Source organism: Nocardia sp. NPDC051911, from assembly GCF_040681035.1.
Taxonomy (GTDB): Bacteria; Actinomycetota; Actinomycetes; order Mycobacteriales; family Mycobacteriaceae; genus Nocardia; species Nocardia sichangensis.
Window position 1 is genome coordinate 1 of record NZ_JBFAXY010000059.1, and the last position, 17,959, is coordinate 17,959.

Genomic DNA, 17,959 nt, shown 5'->3' on the forward strand with positions numbered 1-17,959 from the left:
GGACAACACCTCTTTACCAGCAGTTCCGCTGTCCCAACTCACCATCCCACGCCGGTTGACAAACCCAGCCCACCCGCTAACTGCGCGGCCTTGGCACTAGATGAGAAGACCAAGAACGTCCAGTACCCCGGTTATCCCGGTCCGGGCCTGATGTGGTTCTGGGAGGTGTCGATCGGCACCAACCCGAAGATCCACCGCCCACGCGCGGAGTTCCTTACGGGCTGGGTCTGCGGTGTCTATGAGTGCATGCGCAGCGGTGTGATCCACCTGGGGTTCGGCACCATCATCACGAGCGCTCCCGAACGGGAGGCGGCTCTTGCGGGCGAACTCACCGGGCACTGGCACGTGCACCTGAATTTCCCGACGATGACCGTCGAGACCGTGGACGGCGACACCGTGACGATCATCGACGAGGGTCGGCTGTGCGCGCTGGATGCTCCCGAGGTTCGCGCGGTCGCCGAGGAAGTCGCGGGTGCCGACGCCGACTACTGGCTGCAGGAGGACTGGATTCCCGCGGTTCCCGGTCTCATGCGACGGCAGCTACGAAAGCTACGCCAAGGACCCGACGACCTGGACCAAGACGGAACTGGAGATCTGCCGCAACTTCCACCCGCTGTTCATGCGGATGGTGGATGCCGAGCCGTCGCCGGGACGCTCCAGCTGCCACTGACGGCGGTTGCCGCCACGAGGTCTACCCGCTGCCGCCGGCACCGATCCGGTGCCGGCGGCAGCGGGGTTTCCTGCTCGTATACCGAGAAGGCGGCATCCGGCCACTGCCGATGCCGCCTTCGGCCCTGTGAATCAGTAGGGTTCGTTCAGCGTCTTCAGCGCACGGTCGCGGCGAATGACGGCCATTCGTCGGCGGCTCATGCCCTCGGCTTGGAGCCGCGACAGTTCCTGGCTCGTCTCAACGACCAGCCTGCATCGATCGTGCCGTCGCCGGTTGAAACTGCTCAGCCCCTCGGCGACGGAAATCGCATTCTGCATCTCCTCGGCGAGTGCCACCGCGTCCTCGTCGTCGAGGACCCGCCGATGGCGGCCAGCACGTCCGGGCCACGGTTCTGCAGGCCGATCGCGGTCCCCACCGCCCGATCGGAGATGTCCACCACGTCGACGGTTACCCCGGCCTGTCCGAAGGCGGAAGCCGCGGTCAGACCGGCGATACCGCTGCCAACCACGAGAACACGCTCTGCCGGACCGGCACTGTTTCGCTGATTTGTTCACTCCATGCCCTAGCGAAATTGGGTCGAGCCACCGCGGACGCAGCGGATCAGAGTGAAGAGAAGCGCTAGAACAGCCAAGGAACATTTGTCTCTTCGGCGTCATCGGGCGAATACCGATATGGGAAGAGCGACTCTCGCGAAGCCGATTCGCGGACTGCCGAATTTCTCGGATCGAAGTTTCCGGCCTCGAAGGAAACTTCGCCCCTGTCGAGCCTATTGTGCTCCCCGTCACCTCGGCTCGTGTGACCCGGAGGAGGCGGCTGCGCCGGTACGAGCACTCCGAGCCTTCTTCCTCACCGGAGGACGGAGATCTACAGCTCGGTTCGTTCGGCATGATCGGGTTCGGGCTGCGATGGTAGCGCCCGGCTCACCCGCTGCCGTGTACCTGCTCTCCGCGTCCGTGGTGGCGTTCGCCGCGGGCACCATACTGCGCGACATCGGCGCCGGGCTGCACCCGCTGGACGACGTCTGCGCTGTGACCGGTTACGCCGGAATCGGCGCCGCGCCACACTCTGGCTGCGGCCGAGGCAGGTTCGCGCCAACCACGATCTATGCTCGACTCCGGACTGATCGGGCTCGGCGCGCTGCTGGCCTCCTGGACCTTCGTCCTCTCCCCGTCTCGAGCCCCTCCGGATCGGTGCCCGGCGCGCTGATCGCGGTGGCGTACCCGGTGCTGGGCGCGCAGCGCTGCTGACGCTGGTCGCCTACTCGATGGTGACCGGCAGTTCGGAGCCGTCGCTGCGGCTGCCGCACATCGGGCTACTCGCGGTGCTGATCGGCGACCTCGGCCACAGCGTGAACATTGTCGGCACGCGGCTGGTCGTTCGGGCACGAGGTGCTGTAGGCGCCGCTGCTGGTGGCGTACCTGGCCGCACTGCGCCCGGCCATGGTGTCGCTGGGCACCCCGCCGCACATCCATCCGCATCACTCCCGGCAGCGCTGGCATCGGCATCGCCTGCGACGGCCCGCACAGTTTCGACGGCACCGTGTATAAGCTGCTGCTCGAGGCGGATTCGGCGATGCACCACGCGCTAACGAGCGGTCGCTCGGCTACATCTTCCACGAGAACGCGCGGCACCTTTCCGTTCGCGCTGGTGAAGCCGCCCGATGACGTGCGCCGTAGCGGCAGGCCTGCACCGCAGCGTGATCCGCCTGCTTCGCACGCCGAGATCCCGGCCGAGCAGTCGGCGCCGGCCGGGATCTGGCTGCCTGCTGTCAGTCTGGGATGTCGGCCCGCGCCGGAACCACGTGCCGGTCACCGCGGGTGTGGCGGAGCGCCGCGATGCCGATCAGCAGGACACCGAGCACTCCGAAGATCAGCGGCCCGCCGATACCGATCCACCACAGCAGCGTTCCGACCGTTCCCGCCTGACCGACGGCCTCGTCGACGCTGTCCTCGGTGGAGGCGAGTTCGACGGTGGTGAGCGGGATGCGCTGGTCGGTGCCCGCGGGCACGGCCATTATCTGCTGCTTCTGCGCCACGCGGAGCACGAGCCCGGTGGCCTCGTCCACCTGGAGGTCCGTTTCGGTCTTCGCGAGGTAGTTCAGCGGTACGAGCGGTGGCAGTGCGGCAACCGTCGCCGGAGTTGTGGTCGCACCGGGCGCGCTCCGCGCCATCGCCAGCACGGCTTCCGAGGGCAGCGCCGGCGGGAAGGCGGAAACCAGGGCCTCGTCCGTGATCGGCCCATCGCCGATGGTCCGATAGTGGAGGGTGTCCCGGCCGCCGATCTCGCCCCGGTCCAGGAAGACCAGAGAGTTGGCGCGCGGTCATGGCGTCCCAGAAGGTGTAGTCCCGCTCCTGCGGCGGAGTCGGCAGCGTCACCACCAAGCCTTCGTGCTGATCGACCTTCCACCCGTCCGGGGCGGGCCTGGGTGCGCCGTCGGCGCGCGAGACCGCCCACGTGCGGCTGCTGACTTTGGGCGATGAGCCGTCCGCGGTCGTGACGGTGACGTCGTCGCGGACCACGAGGGTGTCGTCGGTTACGTGCTGGGCCTTCAAGCTTCGCGTCGCCTGCGCGTCGACCTGCTTGTACAGCGGAGCGGTGGAGCCCTACGCCATCGCGTTCTGATCGAGCACGATGGCTGTGCCGGTCATCTCGGCGAGCACGTCGAGGTCGGACGGGACCTTGGTGGCCGCCGGATAGACCACCAAACGAATCACCAGCGCACCGAGAACGAGGACGGCGCCGCTCGCCACGAGGGCGACATTCGACTTCCGCATCAGCGTTCACCTTCCGGATGGCCGGTGGACCGGACGAGGGTGTGCGACATTAGGAACTTCCAATCTACTAGGTGAGCTGAGGTACCGGATCGGACGGGCGGGTGGCGCGCCTACCCAACTGACGCGAGAACGCCGTGCGCCGGTAGCGGCCACGGCGGCCCGTGGTCCGCTCATCGCCTCTGCTGGTGCGCGTTTTCCACCACCCAGGCTGCGATCTGGGCGCCCGAGGTGAAGGCGAGTTTGGTGAGTATGTGCTCGACGTGCCCTTGGGCGGTGCGTTGTGATATCACCAGCTTGGCGGCTATCTCTTTATTGCTGAGACCTTGGGCGACGAGATCGGCGACTTGCCGCTCTCGCTTCGTCAATCTGGCGGATGGGCCCGGCGACGTGTCGGGGCACTGTTCGTCGAGGGCGTAACTGATGGCCCGGTCGATTCCCATCGTCCGACCGCGCCGAAAAGCGATTTCGAACTTGCGGTCACCGAGGGCGCGACGTGTCGTCCGCTCATATTCCTGATGTACGGGGGACCAGTCGATAAAGCCGGTAGTTGCACTCCTAGCTGCTGGCCAGAGACTGTGCGCGGCTCCCATCAAAACCGCAGCGCGCTCCGCATTGCCGCTGCTCTTGATCATCCATGCCAGCGCTTGAAGATCCAATGCAGCGAGAAATGGGCTTTTCAGTCGACGATTGAGCCGCAGCCCTTTCTCGATCAACTGCTGCGCGTGGTCCGTATCGCCATGCTGCCATGCGGCAACGGCCAAGCCCCGCAGGGCGGCGCAGCGATAAAACGTCTCTGAACATGCTTCGGTTATGGCCAAAACTTCTTCATAAAGCTTCTTGGCCTGCGCCATGTCGCCATCCACCTCGTACACCGAACCGAGGCATTGCAAGGTGCTGACGTATAGAAGCGCGGTCTTCTGCGCTCCGAGTATCTCGATCACGCGCTTCAGCGATGAGATTCCGCGAGCAGTATCGCCGCGTATGAGGGACAGCATACCGACGGCGTAGGCCACGTGAGCCTGGATCATGGGAGTGGGGGAGCGTTCGGCCAACACCTGCGCCTCTTCCATGGCGGCGGTCGCAGCCTCCAGATCGAGCTGTCCGACGGCGAGTTGGCTACTTGCGCGCAGCGCTTCGACGCGGTCGGGTATTGATCGAGCATGGGGCCGGCCGAGGGCGCGGTTGAGCCATACCTGTCCTTCTCCGTTCAGTCCACGGAAGAACCAGAACTCGGACAATGCCGCAGTGGTACGCAGCCCCGCTTCTGCGGCTTCCGTGGTGTCCTCCGAGAGGCAGGCTTCGAGCGCATCGCGCAGGTTGGGTTGCTCGCGGTCGAGGCGTGCGATCCAGTCGGGCTGCCTTTCGCTGATCCATTCGGCTTCCGCTTCCAGCGCCAATTGTTGGTACCAGTCGCGGTGGCGGCGGCGTAGGTTCTGGTATTCGCCGATCTTGCGCAGTTTGTGCCGACCGTAGTCGCGCAAAGTTTCGAACATGCGGAAGCGTACGAGCGGGTCGTCGCCCTCCCGGACCACGATCGACTTGTCCACCAGCGCGGACAGCGCGTCGAGCACAGTCTGCGGCGCCATGTCGGTGCCGCAGACCTGCTCGACGGCGTCGAGCTCGAAGGCGCCGGTGAACACCGCCAGCCGTGCCCATAACCGCTGCTCGACCGGGGTGCACAGCTGGTAGCTCCAGTCGATGCACCATAGGAGCGTTTGCTGCCGCGTCGGCGCGGTGCGATTGCCGCGGGTCAGCAGCGAGTATCGATCTGTGAGCCGTGTCAGTATCTGTTCCGGCGACATCGTGCGCAGCCGGGCTGCGGCCAGCTCGATCGCAAGCGGCAAGCCGTCCAACCGTGCACAGATCCGCGCTACGGCGGCCTTGTTGTCCTCGTCGAGTTCGAAGCCCGGCACCGCTGCTGCCGCGCGGTCGGCGAACAACGTCACCGCGTCGAACCGAGGCAACCCCGCGAGCGCCGGTTCCCGATCCGGATCGGGGACCGTCAGCGGTGGTATCCGGAGCACAGCCTCCCCCGCGATGTTCAAGGGCTCCCGGCTGGTGACGAGATCCGCAGGTTCGGGCACGTCCGCAGCAAGGTCTCGGTCAACTCCGCGACTACTTCTACTACTTGCTCGCAGTTGTCCAGAACGACCAACATGTCACGCGGACGTAGGTAGTCGACCAGAACATCGAGCAATGGGCGCGCCGACTCATCGCGCAATCCGAGTGTCGCTGTCACGACCTCGACGAGCAGTGAGGTGTCGGATACATCGGACAATTCGACCAACCACGCCCCGTCGGCGAAGTCGCGTTGCGCGTTGGACGCGGCTCGCAGCGCGAGCCGTGTCTTCCCGACGCCCCCGACGCCCGTCAGCGTCACGAGCCGGGACGACGACAGGAGGCTCTTCACCTCGGCCAGTTCGGTACGCCGGTTGATGAAACTGGTCAACTTCAACGGCAGATTTCCGCAGCTGCCGCCATTGTGGCGAACAGCGGCCGCTATCCGGCGCTGATCCGCTGTTCGATTGCCCGTGCCGTGACCTTCGGAATCGTATTCGGCCCGCAGCGCCATCTCGTCCACAGGAAATCCGTGGCGCCGCTGTATCTGCCGGATGGTCTCCCCGAGCGCTTCGGCGGAGGGCCGGTCGTTGTGGTCACGACTCATGGCCGTTGCGACGAGCACCGACACGTCGTCGGGTATGCCGCTGTCTCGCAGGTCCGGTACGGGCTGGGTGGCGATGCGCAGGAATTGGGTCACGACGTTCTCGCCACTGCGACGTTCGAACGCGGCGTGCCCGGTGAGCGCACAGAACAGGGTGGCGCCGAGCCCGTAGACATCTGCGGCGGCCGTCGGGTCACCGCCCTCCAAGACCTCGGGTGCGGTGAATGCCGGTGAGCCGGTCAGGGTGCCCGCTGAGGTCCGGAACCCTCCGGCGATGTGCGCTATGCCGAAGTCGGTCAACGCCGGCTCGCCGTACTCGGTGAGGAGAATATTTCCCGGCTTCACATCCCGGTGCACGATGTCCAGACGATGCGCGCTGGCGAGAGCGCCGGCGATTTTCACTCCGATCGCCAACGCGTCCACGATCGGGAGCGGGCCGTGCCTGCGGATCCATGCGTCGAGGGAGTCGAGGGGGTGATAGGGCATCACCAGATAAGGACGACCGCTTTCCGTGGCACCGGCTTCCAGTACGGTGACGATGTTCGGATGGCCGGTCAACCGACCCATCGCCCGCTGTTCCCGGATGAACCTCGCCTGGTTGTCGGCGTCCAATTCGGCGGTGGATACCTTCACCGCCACGGTGCGGTCGAGCGAGATCTGTCGGCAACGGTATACGATCCCGAAGCCGCCACGGCCGATTTCCACGGCATCCTCGAATCCCGCGGCCTCCAACTCCGCCGGGACTGATATTGCCAGGTCACGGCGGGTGCGCAGCGGGTCGTCTTCGGCCATCGATTGCATACGATTCCAGTGGAGAGCTCTTCGCTCACCTTTACCGAAGGTTAGCGTATCTCCGTAGAACCTTGAGCGCGGATGGGTTTCGGCTACGGACAGGAATCGGTACAGCCGGCGGGACGTGGGCCGGGTGGGCCGAGACCCCCAGCTTTCATAGATACTTTTGTTTCACCCGATCCGAGTCGGGCACTGCGTTGCGGGCAGATCGGGCCCGAGACATACACTGCTCGAGTTCGGGTACCGGACCCGCGGCGAAGGACCGCGGGTCCAACCGCCGCTCGGCCGCTTCTTCGGCGGCCGCTCGACGCCGGCGCCGTAACGAGACCATGACTACGGAAAGTCGTTGCGGCGTAGTCATTTTCGGCGCTGGTCTCGACCGGCGCGTCCATAAGGCTCTCGACCTGTTTCGATCAAGTTGCGACAGGTGCGGTCTCGAAGAAATCACCCGCGAGCGGACAGCGCGTCGAGCAGGGGTGCGATGAGCGATACCGGAATCGGCCTTATTTTCGAGGATGATCGTCAGCATGCTTCTGAGGTTCGACGGTCTCGTCTTCGGTTCCGCGTCCGCAATTCGCGATTTCGAGCTCGCCCTGGCCATGAGCAGGTTCCACTGGTCGAAACGCCGGTAGCGATGAGTGCCTGATTATTGTAACGTCAGAACGTGGTCAGCCCTGTGTATACTTCGCCAGCGCATTGTCCTGAACACTTCGTGGATCTCCGTCACGTGATAGCAGGTCCACTGCCTGAAATCGCCCAGCGGTTCTCGCAGTTGATCGGTGATCGCTGGGAGCACAGCGCGCTGGTGATCTTCACCCGGGAATGCACCGGTCGTCCACGCAAGGTCTCGGGCGCCGCTGAGATCGTGGATCGGGTGACCATTGATGAACTGGACGCTCTGAACCAGACCCTTGCGCTCGGCGCGACCTTCGACGGCGTCGCGGTCGTGGCGGGGGATCGGCGACCGGTGTGGGCGGTCCGAGACACCGGCGACACGCTCTTGCTACTTGCGCCTCGTTTTCCAGGCGAAAGACTGCGCTCCGGTGCGGATCTCGCGGCGATTTTCGGAATCGTCGCCACCTCGATCGAACAGCAAGTGGTCCAGGCCAGCCCCGCCTACCTCGCCGATTCGCGCGCGGCGTCCGTCGAGCGCGCCCGCACGATCACTGAGTTGACAGTGGCGCACGAGACCGCACTGACATCGGTTCTCACGACTCTGAGATCCAATGACCTCGACGACCGTCGTGCGCGCATCATCGCGACTGAAACGATTACCACGGCACTCGTCGCACTGCGTGCGGCCGGTGAAGCCGATCGGGCGCTCACCGAGGAAGCGGTCACCACCGCCTTCGCTCGCTTGCAGGGCGAACTCAAGCCTCTCCTCCGGGACATCCCCGTCGAATACGTAGAACCGCCTGTGGACGCAAGGCCGGTTCCCGGAGAAATCGCTCATGCGGCTCGGGCGATGGTTCGGGCTATTGCTCTAGCGTTCATAGCGCAACCATTCCTATCGCGGTTGCGTGTGGGCTGGACCTGCGACGGCGCCAATCTGATCGTCGAGGTCCGTGACCAAGGCTGCGGCGCGGTCGATGAGAACACCCTTTCACGCCAGTTGTCCGGGCGGATCGAGATCTTGCGGGGTGGGCTGGACATAGAGATAATCCCCGATTGGGGGAGTCGCGTGACCATCGTCATACCGCTTGATCCGCCGCCCGTCCGAGATCACGACAGCGAGCTCGCGACTCTGAATCAGCGAGAGATCGAGGTTCTCGGCCATCTCGTGGCCGGCAACCGTAACAAGACAATCGCCTCGCAGTTGCGCATCAGTGAGAGCACCGTCAAGTTTCATGTGGCGGCGATCTTGAAGAAGCTCAACGTCACCACCCGCGGAGAGGCGGTAGCCATCGCAGCTCGGGCCGGCGTCCGAGCTACGGCATAGGATGGAATCGCGCCGGTCCGAGTGCGCGATCTGGCCGGACGGTGGCGTTCGAGGCGGACATCACGATGCGGGGGCCGGAAGTGTCCGACGAATATGGGCTCTCTTGCCCACCACTCTCACCAAGCCTCCCAGAGAATCCCTGTGCGCTGATCGCAGCGTCGGCGACGGCGTGCCTCGCGCATTCGGATGGAACGATTACCAACCACGCTGCCACTGCGCGACCGGTGGTTCAACTGGTGAATCGCACTGCAGGCTGGCTACTTTCAGTTCAGTCGTCGAGGGTTACCTGGCCGAGCTCACCGAGGTACCGACGCGACTGCCAGGAACCCTGACCCCTGGCAGGGGATGATCGAATGCTTGGAACGGACTTGCAAGCTAGTGGCCGGAAACAGAGGATTCGCTTCCGCCGCGACTGAATTGCAAGAAGACACGATCGTCGGTGACTGGTTCGAGGATCGGATAAGGCCGGCGATGGAAAGACTTCTCGACCGTGCCAGGAGTGCCGGCGCGGTTCGTCCGGAGATAGCAGCCGTCGATGTCTACGCTGCGATGACGATGGTTCACGCAGTGGCTGACTTGACCGGCCCGGTGGACTCGAGAACTGGCGACGCTACTTGGCATTCCTGCTGAACGGCATGCGGGCGGAGGGTCAGCGGTGCTGCCGTTTCGGTCACCACCGCTGACCCCCGGTTAGTTCGACAGGGCGCGAGCTGCTGCCGGGGCCCGGTGGAGATGATCGAGCCGCGGACGGCTGTCGTGTCCGGAAATCGGCACGCGGACACCCGGATGATTCCATGCGAGGGTGCGTCGAGCCGGTCGAAGCCGCGGTGCAGCTCGGATCAACCGCGTTCGGAAACGTCGTTCGCGGCATCGAGTAGCCGCTTGTGGGTGGCGGAATGCTGCTCCTGCCTGATGGTCAGGCGCTCTCCGCTTCTCGCAACGAGCATCCATCGACTCCTTATGGCCAGCCGCAGCGTGGAAGGTCGACCCCTGACGGGCCACCTGTCGTTGTGGACAGTTTCCACTGGCCGTTTGGCTAGGTTACGAGAGTGGCCGGTCGGATTTAGCCTCCTCGAAGAACATGCTCGCTCAAGCGCATGACTGTTCAGCTCGAGATGAAGGAACCGAAGCAACATGCCACAGCAGGTACGCGGTGTGATCGCCCGCTCGAAGGGGGCGCCTGTCGAGCTCGCCGACATCGTGATCCCAGATCCGGGTCCGGGTGAGGTGGTCGTCGCGGTGGCTGCGTGCGGGGTCTGCCACACCGACCTGACCTATCGCGAAGGCGGCATCAACGATGACTTCCCGTTCCTGCTCGGCCACGAAGCCGCCGGCATCGTGGAGAGCGTGGGCGAGGATGTCGACTCGGTGGAGGTCGGCGACTTCGTCATTCTGAACTGGCGCGCGGTGTGCGGACAGTGCCGGGCCTGTAAGCGCGGTCGGCCGCAGTACTGCTTCGACACGTTCAACGCCGGCCAGAAAATGACGCTGCTGGATGGCACCGAACTGACTCCCACGCTGGGCATCGGTGCGTTCGCGGAGAAGACGCTGGTGCACGCCGGTCAGTGCACGAAAGTCGACCCCGCCTCGGATCCGGCGGTGGTCGGGCTGCTGGGCTGCGGTGTCATGGCCGGGCTGGGTGCCGCGGTGAACACCGGCGCGGTCGGCCGTGGGGACTCGGTGGCGGTGATCGGTTGCGGCGGCGTTGGTGACGCGGCGATCGTCGGCGCGCGGCTGGCGGGTGCTTCGAAGATCATCGCGGTGGACCGGGATGACAAGAAGCTGGCCTGGGCGACCGACCTCGGCGCGACCCATACCATCAATGCCACCGACGCTGATGTCGTCGCTGCGGTGCAGGAGCTCACCGGCGGGTTCGGCGCCGATGTCGTGATCGACGCGGTCGGGCGCCCGGAGACATGGAAGCAGGCGTTCTACGCCCGCGACTTGGCGGGCACGGTTGTGCTGGTCGGTGTTCCCACGCCGGAGATGCGGTTGGAGATGCCGCTGCTGGACTTCTTCTCCCGCGGCGGGGCGTTGAAGTCGTCCTGGTACGGCGACTGCCTGCCCGACCGCGACTTCCCGGTGCTGGTGGATCTCTACCGTCAGGGGCGTCTGCCGCTGGAGAAATTCGTCACCGAGCGCATCAAGATCGACGAGGTCGAGGAAGCGTTCCACACCATGCACGCCGGGAACGTGCTGCGTTCGGTGGTTGTCCTGTGAGTGGCGAGCTGCGCATCGACCAGGTCGTCACCTCGGGGGTGTTCGAGCTCGACAGCGGTTCGTGGGAGGTCGACAACAACGTCTGGGTGGTCGGGGACGACGACGAGGTCGTGATCATCGACGCCGCGCACGACTCCAAGCCCATCATCGAGGCTGTCGCGGGCCGCAACGTCGTCGCAGTGGTGTGCACCCACGGGCACAACGACCACGTCACCTTCGCACCCGAACTCGGCAGAACGCTCTACACACCCGTGGTCCTGCACCCCGGAGACGGTGAGCTGTGGGAGATGACCCACCCGGGAGAGGCCTACTGGCACGCGACGGCCGGTCAGCGCATCGCGCTGGCCGGCACGGTGCTCGAGATCATCCACACCCCCGGCCACTCACCCGGATCGATCTGCCTGCACCTGCCCGAGGCGAAGGCCCTGTTCTCCGGCGACACCCTGTTCTCCGGCGGCCCCGGCGCCACAGGGCGGTCGTTCTCCGACTTCCCGACCATCATCGGCTCCATCCGCGACCGGCTGTTCGTCCTTCCGGAGGACACTCGGGTCTACACGGGGCACGGTGAGGGCACCACCATCGGGGCCGAAGCTCCGCACCTGGCCGAGTGGATCAAACGGGGCTTCTGAGGTGAACGATGTGCCGCAGCGCGACATCGAGGAGGCGGCGCTGACCGGGTCAGCGCGCCGGAGACTGCGGCGGCCGGTGTAAAAGCAGTCACCGCGCCGTTGGTACGTGCTGTCGAACAGATAGGCGTCGCGCACTCTGCGCGCTTTGACGCGGCTCGACCAGCGCTGCGGGTTCGACTATCTCGTTGTGCAGGCCCGACCCGACCCACATGCGGCGGCCTGCGGATTCTTTGAGAACGGCGCCGAGGCCGTCGCCGAGGATCCACGCCCAGGTGGGGGTCGCCGGATTTCTTCGCGGTCGAGGCGCTGAGTGAGAAGTTGGGTTATTGGCTCAGGTGGCAGGGGCGCCTCACCCACCATTCTGTAGCAGAAAGCGAGAAAGATGACAGCCGCAATCATCGACGGTAAAGCCGTCGCGCAGACGATCCGCAGCCGCGTGGCGGAGGCGACGGAAGTGATGTTCACCTCACACGGTAGGCGTCCCGGCCCCGCCACCGTACTGGTCGGCGACGAGCCAGCTTCGCACGTCTATGTCAACAGCAAACGCAAACAGTGCACAGCGGCAGGAATGGTGGACCACCATCGGCATCTGCCCGCGGAGGTGAGGCAGGAAGAAATCGAGGGAGTCGTGCGCGCGTTGGCCGAGGACGACGCCGTCTCTGGCATCCTGATCCAGCTCCCATTACCGCCGCACCTGAACGCAGCCGATGTCATCGAGTGCGTCCCCGCGGCCAAAGATGTCGATGGACTGACCACGACGAGCGCGGGACGACTCGCGCAAGGACTCCCGGGACTGCGTCCGTGTACACCTGCCGGCGTCATCGAACTGCTGGATGCCGCGCGAATTTCGATCAGCGGTGCTCGCGCGGTCGTCGTGGGCCGGTCTCAACTCGTCGGTAAGCCATTGGCCCATCTGCTACTGCAGCGAAATGCCACGGTCACCATCGTGCATTCCAAAACTCGCCAGCTGGAGTCGGTCACCCGCGAGGCCGACATCCTCATCGCCGCTGCGGGTGTACCGGGCTTGATCAACGCTCGAGCCGTCAAGCCGGGTGCCCACGGTGATCGATGTCGGAATTCACCGCACCGCCGCTGGGTTACGCGGCGATGTCGAGTTCACCTCCGTCGCCGCGATAGCCGGTGCGATTACTCCTGTGCCAGGAGGAGTAGGTCCGATGACCATCGCAATGCTCCTGCACAACACGTTGCAGTCGGCAACCAGCCTACTGGACGCCCCTCAGAGCCAGGTGCCGAGCTGACCCCGTACCCGAGGGCCCCGGCGCGGTTCCCCCAAGGAGTCCGCGCGGCGGGTCCGTCGGCACAGCCGGACACCGACACAATGCGGTGGCGCGGCCCCCTGAGACGTGACCATGCCGTGCCACACGCTCCTACGGCCTATACGGTGCGCGTGCTCGTCGACCTCGACGAGAACTTGCGGCGGCAAACGATATGTGTCCGAACGAGAAGTGGGCGCTATAGGCCGAGGCGGCCGTCCGTTGAGTGACATTGATGCATACTAAACATATTTGGAGCACGGCAATGAAGTCGCCCCTGGAGCGACCGGCGCGTCCGGAGAGTGGTCTCTGGAGAAAGTTGCGTCGGAGGCGTCCCCGAAGCATTCGCGTCTCCGTCCTGGCCATCGCACTCATTCCCTGTGTGGCGCTGACCATTTTCGGGACCATCTCGATTACGGGATTGGTGAGGCAAGCGATCGATGCGAAGCGCTTCGTACGCTTCACCACCGCACAGATCGAGCGGCTGACCGGCTTCAGCCGAGCGATGCAGAACGAGCGGCTGGCAAGTGGCCTCGTCCTCGGCGGCGCCCCGCATTCCTCCGCGACTTTGTCGGCCGCGCGGGGCAGATCTGACGAATCGCTGGCGGTGATGGCCGAGTTGGGCCCTCGACTGCAGGAACTGAACCCGGATATCTCGTTCGACTTCGCCGGGTTCCTGGCCAATATGGGCACGAACACGTCCACGGTCAGGCGCGCTGTGGACACCGGGCAGACCGATATCGCTGCGGTGGACAAGCACTTCTCCAGTCTGGTCGAAGCCACTGCCGCCGGATACGAACAGACGGCTCCGCTCACCTTCGATCCGGAAGTCTCGGCTGCATACATGACGACAGCCGGCCTGTCTCGAATGGCCGACCTTCATTCCCGAGCGATGGCCACCGCGGCGTTGATCGCCGGGGAGGGTTCTTTGGCACCGGAGCCACTGCGGATGTTCACCTACCTGGTCGGTGCGTATAGGCATCAGCTCACGGCACTCGGCGCAACCATGACAGACGACGAGCGCGCCCGGTTGACCCGTCTCACCGACACAGCCCAGTGGCGGATCGCAACCTCTGCTGAAGACACGATCGCGACGCAGGGTTCGCTGTCGATTCCCTACGCCGAGTGGGAGGCCGCTGCCAGGGCTGTCGACGATGAGCTCTTCGGACTGTTCAGCGATCAAGTGAAACATGCCAACGCCGTCGGCGCGGCATCCGCGGACGCCGCGATTCAGCGATCCATCTGGGCAGGTGCCGCGGCGGCGGTGCTTGCCGTCGGAGCATTCCTACTGGCGATCCTACTGGCCGATCGCCTCGTTCGCCGCTTGCGGTCGTTGCAGGCAAGGACCATGGAGCTGGCGAACTCGACGTTGCCCTCCCTGATTCAACGTCTGCATGATGGCCAGCAGATCGATATCGGAGCGGAAACCCCGATCCTCGACAGCGGCAGCGACGAAATAGCGCAGGTAGCAAAGGCATTCGGTGAGGCTCAACGCGTCGCGATGGGTGCGGCGGCTTCCGAAGCGCAAACGCGCGCCGGATTCAACAAGGTATTTCTGGACATCGCCCACCGCAGTCAAGCGGTCGTCCGCCGACAGCTGGAAGTGCTCGATATCGCGGAGGCCAAGCAGGAGGACCCGGAGCATCTCGAACTGCTTTTTCAGATGGATCACTTGGCGACACGAGCCCGGCGGAACGCCGAAAACCTGCTCATCCTCGGTGGCGGAAATCCGGGACGTCGCTGGCGCGAGCCCATAGCGCTGGAGCAGATCGTCCGCAGTGCCGTATCGGAGACCGAAGATCTTACCCGGGTAAGCGCGATCCGGCTGCCGCAAGCATTCGTGCTCGGCCAAGCAGTCGCCGACCTCGTTCATCTTCTCGCCGAACTGATCGACAACGCGGTACTGTTCTCGCCGCCGCAGACCATGGTGACCATTCACGGCAACTTCGTCGGTCACGGCGTCGTGGTCGAGGTGGAAGACCAAGGCCTCGGAATCAAGTTCGACGATCGAGAACATCTAAACGAGCTGCTGAGAAATCCGCCGAACTTCCAGGAGATGGCGCTCAGCGGACGACGAAACCTCGGTCTTTTCGTCGTCGGCAGACTCGCGAAACGGCACGGGCTGTCGGTCCAATTGCAGACTTCCGCGTACGGCGGAGTGAAGGCCATCGTGCTGATCCCGGCGGAACTGGTCGAATTCCGCGGGGACGACAACTCCTCCGACCCGGGCCCGCAGACACATGTCGTGGCCGCATCGGATACGCAGACACACGCCGTGGCCGCGTCGGACAATGGCCGGCACCGGCGTAAGCGGGTGGCTGCCGCTGAGCATCCCGCACTGCAACTTCCACCTGGACAGCAAGACACCGACGCACCCGCCTTTCTCGCGGACGCACGACCTCCGCAACCGGATTTCGGTGCGCCGCCCCCAGAAGCGGGTGGCGGGAACGAGGCCGGTCGCGGCCGGCGTACACCGCTCCCACGCCGCCATCGGCAGGCCAATCTCGCGCCGCAGTTGCGCCTCGAAGACGACGCGCCCCCACCCGAGCCGAGCCACTCACCCCAGCTGCGCTCCGCGCAGGATGCTCGCCGCGCTATGCAGTCCTTTCAACGTGGGACCAATAGGGCGCGCGTGTCGACCGCACCCCCTTCTCGTAGACCGACGGATGGACCCGCAATATGAACAACAACATGACTCTTCGAGGAAGCGACTCGATCGGCTGGATCCTCGACGGACTGCTCACGCGCACCCCGGGTTCGAAGCACGCCACTGTTCTCTCCGCCGATGGGCTACCACTGGCCCGTACCCAGTCGTTGTCTCGGGAGGACGCCGAGCACCTGGCCGCAATGGGCTCCGCGCTGCACAGCCTCGCACGCGGTGTCGGCAGCAGGTTCAACACGGGACAGTTCCACCAGACCGTGATCGAGATGAGTGACGGCTACCTGGTGCTGACGGAGGCGGGCTTCGGTGCATGTCTGGCACTGCTTGCCGGCCCCGATGCCGATCTCGGTCTGGTCGCCTATGAGATGAACGTCATCATCGACCAGGTGCGAGACCATCTCAGCGCCGCGCCGCGGACAGCAAGCACGATGCGAGCGCAATTCAAACCATGAGCGCATACCGAGAAGACCGGAGCGTATCCGCGGACGACGATCCCGGGCCGTTGGTCCGTCCTTTCGCGGTCACGCGGGGACGAGCGGGACGTGACAATCACAGGCTCGATATCCTCACGTTGGTGGTCGCAGTGCGCATGACCGGTGATGCGGCAATCCTGGACCGGGAATACGCAGAGATACTCAGCCTTTGCCGCAATCGGCCCCTGTCGATCGCTGAACTCGCTGCGCACCTCAATCTCCTGGTTGCAACGGTCAAGGTCCTCGTCAGCGACTTGATCCAATCGGGGCACGTCATCTATCGGTCTCCGACGCCCCGTCCGGAGAGCGCAGACCCGATTCTGTTACAGGCGGTGCTAGATGGTATTCGTAGAATCTGAACTCGGACTCCACTCGGAACTCGAATCGGTGAACGCGGTCAAAATATTGATCGCCGGCGGATTCGGCGTCGGAAAGACGACGCTGGTCACGACGATCAGCGAAATCGCGCCACTTCGCACCGAAGAGCAGTTATCCGCTCTCAGCGCCTCCGTCGACGATCTCACCGGAGTGGAAAGCAAGACGACGACTACGGTCGCGTTGGACTTCGGTCGCATAACCTTGAGCTCAGAATTAGTGCTGTATCTCTTCGGTACACCTGGACAAGACAGGTTCTGGTTCATGTGGAAGGAGCTCTCGGTCGGAGCTCTCGGTGCGGTGGTGCTCATAGATACTCGTCGGCTCGAAGAGTGCTTCTCGGCGGTGGACTATTTCGAGTCGCGCCACATTCCGTTCATCATCGGCGTCAACTGTTTCGACGGCGCGGACGTCTACGACGAGGATGAGATTCGGGCCGCGCTCGACTTGTCCGAACAAGTGGAGATCCGCTACTGCGATGTACGCGACCGAGAGTCGGCCAAGCAGATTCTGATCAGCTTGATGGAGTATCTGGTGGCCGGCGCCAACTCGGGCGTCTGACGGCGGGTTCGTCGGGCATGTACGTACGCGTCGGCCGCCATGGTCGACGACCGTCGCAGGGAGCGGGGGAGGCTCGCTCGGGCCGAGCGTCGAGGCCGCACTCCGCCGCGTCGGTTTCGGCGTGCCGCGGGAAGTCGGAGTACACCCCGGCATGGCCGAGGGCACGCCGCCGGAGCGGCCTCAACTGTCGACGCCACAGGAGGATTTCTCGAATCCGGCGGACGCGAGGTAGATTCGAACCGTCAACTGTTTGAGCGATCGGATGGTAGGCACGAATACCCCTGAATGAGCCTCGAACCGCCGCAAACCGGTTCGGGGCTCATTCGGATTCCGCTGCGTGCCGACAGGCGCCCCGTCGGGTCAGCGTGACAATGCCGGGTTTCGGCTGCTTCGGCTCCACGATAAGAGGCTCCTGACCTGAGGCGGCGTGTTCGTCTCGTGTGCTGGGCGGGGCGGGCGGCCGACGTGCCCGGCCGCTCCAAGAGACTTTTGCTCCGCGGCCTGGAGTTCAGTCCGTGACCATGCGAAAGCGACAAATGTTCCTGGTTCGGCACTCCGATGCCTTCATACAGTGGGGCCTCTGGCTACTTCTCCAGTGTCACTGTGCAGGTCGTGTCGTCCGTTTGCGGTGCCTGTTGTAGTGGCCAGAAGTGGTGTCCGAAACCGAGCGGAAGAGCGTTTGCTGATGACCCGGAACCCAGACAGGAACATACTCATCATTGGTGGTGGGATCGGCGGCCTCTCGGCGTCGATCGCCTTGCAGAACGCCGGCTACTCCACCCGCGTTTTCGAGGCGGCGCCGGCTTTCACCGCGCTCGGTGTGTCCGTCGGTAGGGACTGCCCCGGCTTCGGTTGACTCCTGACCTGAGGAGACTTCCCGGTCTCTTCTGTGAGAGGATGCGTCACCGTGCCCAAGCCCTACCCCGAA

14 protein-coding genes and 2 pseudogenes are annotated in these 17,959 nt (G+C 64.6%); 11 read left to right on the top strand and 5 right to left on the bottom strand.

Annotated features, from left to right (window positions below):
- Positions 1-953: 953 nt before the first annotated feature.
- The 5 genes and pseudogenes from AB0L97_RS36975 to AB0L97_RS36995 all read right to left on the bottom strand — a co-directional run bounded on the left by AB0L97_RS36975 (position 954) and on the right by AB0L97_RS36995 (position 6,898).
- On the bottom strand, positions 954-1,178 hold the full coding sequence (locus AB0L97_RS36975) for an NAD(P)-binding protein (RefSeq protein ID WP_364439271.1): 225 nt from the start codon (positions 1,176-1,178) through the stop codon (positions 954-956).
- Positions 1,179-1,982: 804 nt separating this feature from the next.
- Entirely contained in the window at positions 1,983-2,126 is a 144-nt protein-coding gene (locus AB0L97_RS36980; RefSeq protein WP_364439274.1) for a hypothetical protein, read from the bottom strand.
- 312 nt (positions 2,127-2,438) lie between these two features.
- Positions 2,439-2,975, bottom strand: coding sequence for a porin PorA family protein (locus AB0L97_RS36985; protein ID WP_364439307.1), 537 nt, complete (start codon positions 2,973-2,975; stop codon positions 2,439-2,441).
- Positions 2,976-3,273: 298 nt separating this feature from the next.
- Entirely contained in the window at positions 3,274-3,444 is a 171-nt protein-coding gene (locus tag AB0L97_RS36990) for a hypothetical protein (RefSeq protein ID WP_364439277.1), read from the bottom strand.
- A 170-nt stretch (positions 3,445-3,614) separates the two neighbouring features.
- Positions 3,615-6,898, bottom strand: a pseudogene (locus AB0L97_RS36995) (protein kinase).
- A 664-nt stretch (positions 6,899-7,562) separates the two neighbouring features.
- Between AB0L97_RS36995 and AB0L97_RS37000 the strand changes: the two are divergent.
- From AB0L97_RS37000 to AB0L97_RS37050, 11 genes and pseudogenes are all read left to right on the top strand, one after another.
- Positions 7,563-8,837, top strand: coding sequence for a LuxR C-terminal-related transcriptional regulator (locus AB0L97_RS37000; RefSeq protein ID WP_364439280.1), 1,275 nt, complete (start codon positions 7,563-7,565; stop codon positions 8,835-8,837).
- Between the two features lie 345 nt (positions 8,838-9,182).
- A complete protein-coding gene (locus tag AB0L97_RS37005) occupies positions 9,183-9,467 on the top strand; it encodes a hypothetical protein (RefSeq protein ID WP_364439283.1) in 285 nt (94 codons plus the stop codon).
- A gap of 504 nt (positions 9,468-9,971) precedes the next feature.
- A complete protein-coding gene (locus AB0L97_RS37010) occupies positions 9,972-11,057 on the top strand; it encodes an S-(hydroxymethyl)mycothiol dehydrogenase (RefSeq protein ID WP_364439286.1) in 1,086 nt (361 codons plus the stop codon).
- Positions 11,054-11,686 carry an MBL fold metallo-hydrolase gene (locus AB0L97_RS37015; RefSeq protein ID WP_364439289.1) on the top strand — a complete coding sequence of 211 codons (633 nt, stop codon included), beginning with the start codon at positions 11,054-11,056 and terminating at the stop codon, positions 11,684-11,686. Before AB0L97_RS37010 ends, AB0L97_RS37015 begins: the two co-directional genes overlap by 4 nt.
- Positions 11,687-12,143: 457 nt before the next feature.
- Positions 12,144-12,683 (top strand): annotated as a pseudogene (locus AB0L97_RS37020) (bifunctional 5,10-methylenetetrahydrofolate dehydrogenase/5,10-methenyltetrahydrofolate cyclohydrolase); the annotation flags it as partial.
- A 64-nt stretch (positions 12,684-12,747) separates the two neighbouring features.
- A complete protein-coding gene (locus AB0L97_RS37025) occupies positions 12,748-12,945 on the top strand; it encodes a hypothetical protein (protein ID WP_364439292.1) in 198 nt (65 codons plus the stop codon).
- A gap of 250 nt (positions 12,946-13,195) precedes the next feature.
- On the top strand, positions 13,196-15,643 hold the full coding sequence (locus AB0L97_RS37030; RefSeq protein WP_364439310.1) for a nitrate- and nitrite sensing domain-containing protein: 2,448 nt from the start codon (positions 13,196-13,198) through the stop codon (positions 15,641-15,643).
- A gap of 8 nt (positions 15,644-15,651) precedes the next feature.
- Positions 15,652-16,074 (top strand): roadblock/LC7 domain-containing protein, encoded by a 423-nt coding sequence (locus AB0L97_RS37035; RefSeq protein WP_364439295.1) that lies wholly within the window; start codon positions 15,652-15,654, stop codon positions 16,072-16,074.
- Complete coding sequence (locus AB0L97_RS37040; protein ID WP_364439298.1) at positions 16,071-16,454, top strand: DUF742 domain-containing protein; 384 nt, start codon at positions 16,071-16,073, stop codon at positions 16,452-16,454. The genes AB0L97_RS37035 and AB0L97_RS37040 overlap by 4 nt, the downstream gene beginning before the upstream one ends.
- Entirely contained in the window at positions 16,435-17,031 is a 597-nt protein-coding gene (locus tag AB0L97_RS37045) for an ATP/GTP-binding protein (protein WP_364439301.1), read from the top strand. The genes AB0L97_RS37040 and AB0L97_RS37045 overlap by 20 nt, the downstream gene beginning before the upstream one ends.
- Before the next feature lie 685 nt (positions 17,032-17,716).
- Positions 17,717-17,887, top strand: coding sequence for an NAD(P)-binding protein (locus AB0L97_RS37050; RefSeq protein WP_364439304.1), 171 nt, complete (start codon positions 17,717-17,719; stop codon positions 17,885-17,887).
- Positions 17,888-17,959 lie beyond the last annotated feature (72 nt).

Coding starts and splice junctions, on each gene's coding strand:
- AB0L97_RS36990 (WP_364439277.1), bottom strand. CDS start 3,444: ATGCGGAAGTCGAATGTCGCCCTCGTGGCGAGCGGCGCCGTCCTCGTT.
- AB0L97_RS37005 (WP_364439283.1), top strand. CDS start 9,183: ATGATCGAATGCTTGGAACGGACTTGCAAGCTAGTGGCCGGAAACAGA.
- AB0L97_RS37010 (WP_364439286.1), top strand. CDS start 9,972: ATGCCACAGCAGGTACGCGGTGTGATCGCCCGCTCGAAGGGGGCGCCT.
- AB0L97_RS37030 (WP_364439310.1), top strand. CDS start 13,196: ATGCATACTAAACATATTTGGAGCACGGCAATGAAGTCGCCCCTGGAG.
- AB0L97_RS37035 (WP_364439295.1), top strand. CDS start 15,652: ATGACTCTTCGAGGAAGCGACTCGATCGGCTGGATCCTCGACGGACTG.
- AB0L97_RS37040 (WP_364439298.1), top strand. CDS start 16,071: ATGAGCGCATACCGAGAAGACCGGAGCGTATCCGCGGACGACGATCCC.
- AB0L97_RS37045 (WP_364439301.1), top strand. CDS start 16,435: ATGGTATTCGTAGAATCTGAACTCGGACTCCACTCGGAACTCGAATCG.
- AB0L97_RS37050 (WP_364439304.1), top strand. CDS start 17,717: ATGACCCGGAACCCAGACAGGAACATACTCATCATTGGTGGTGGGATC.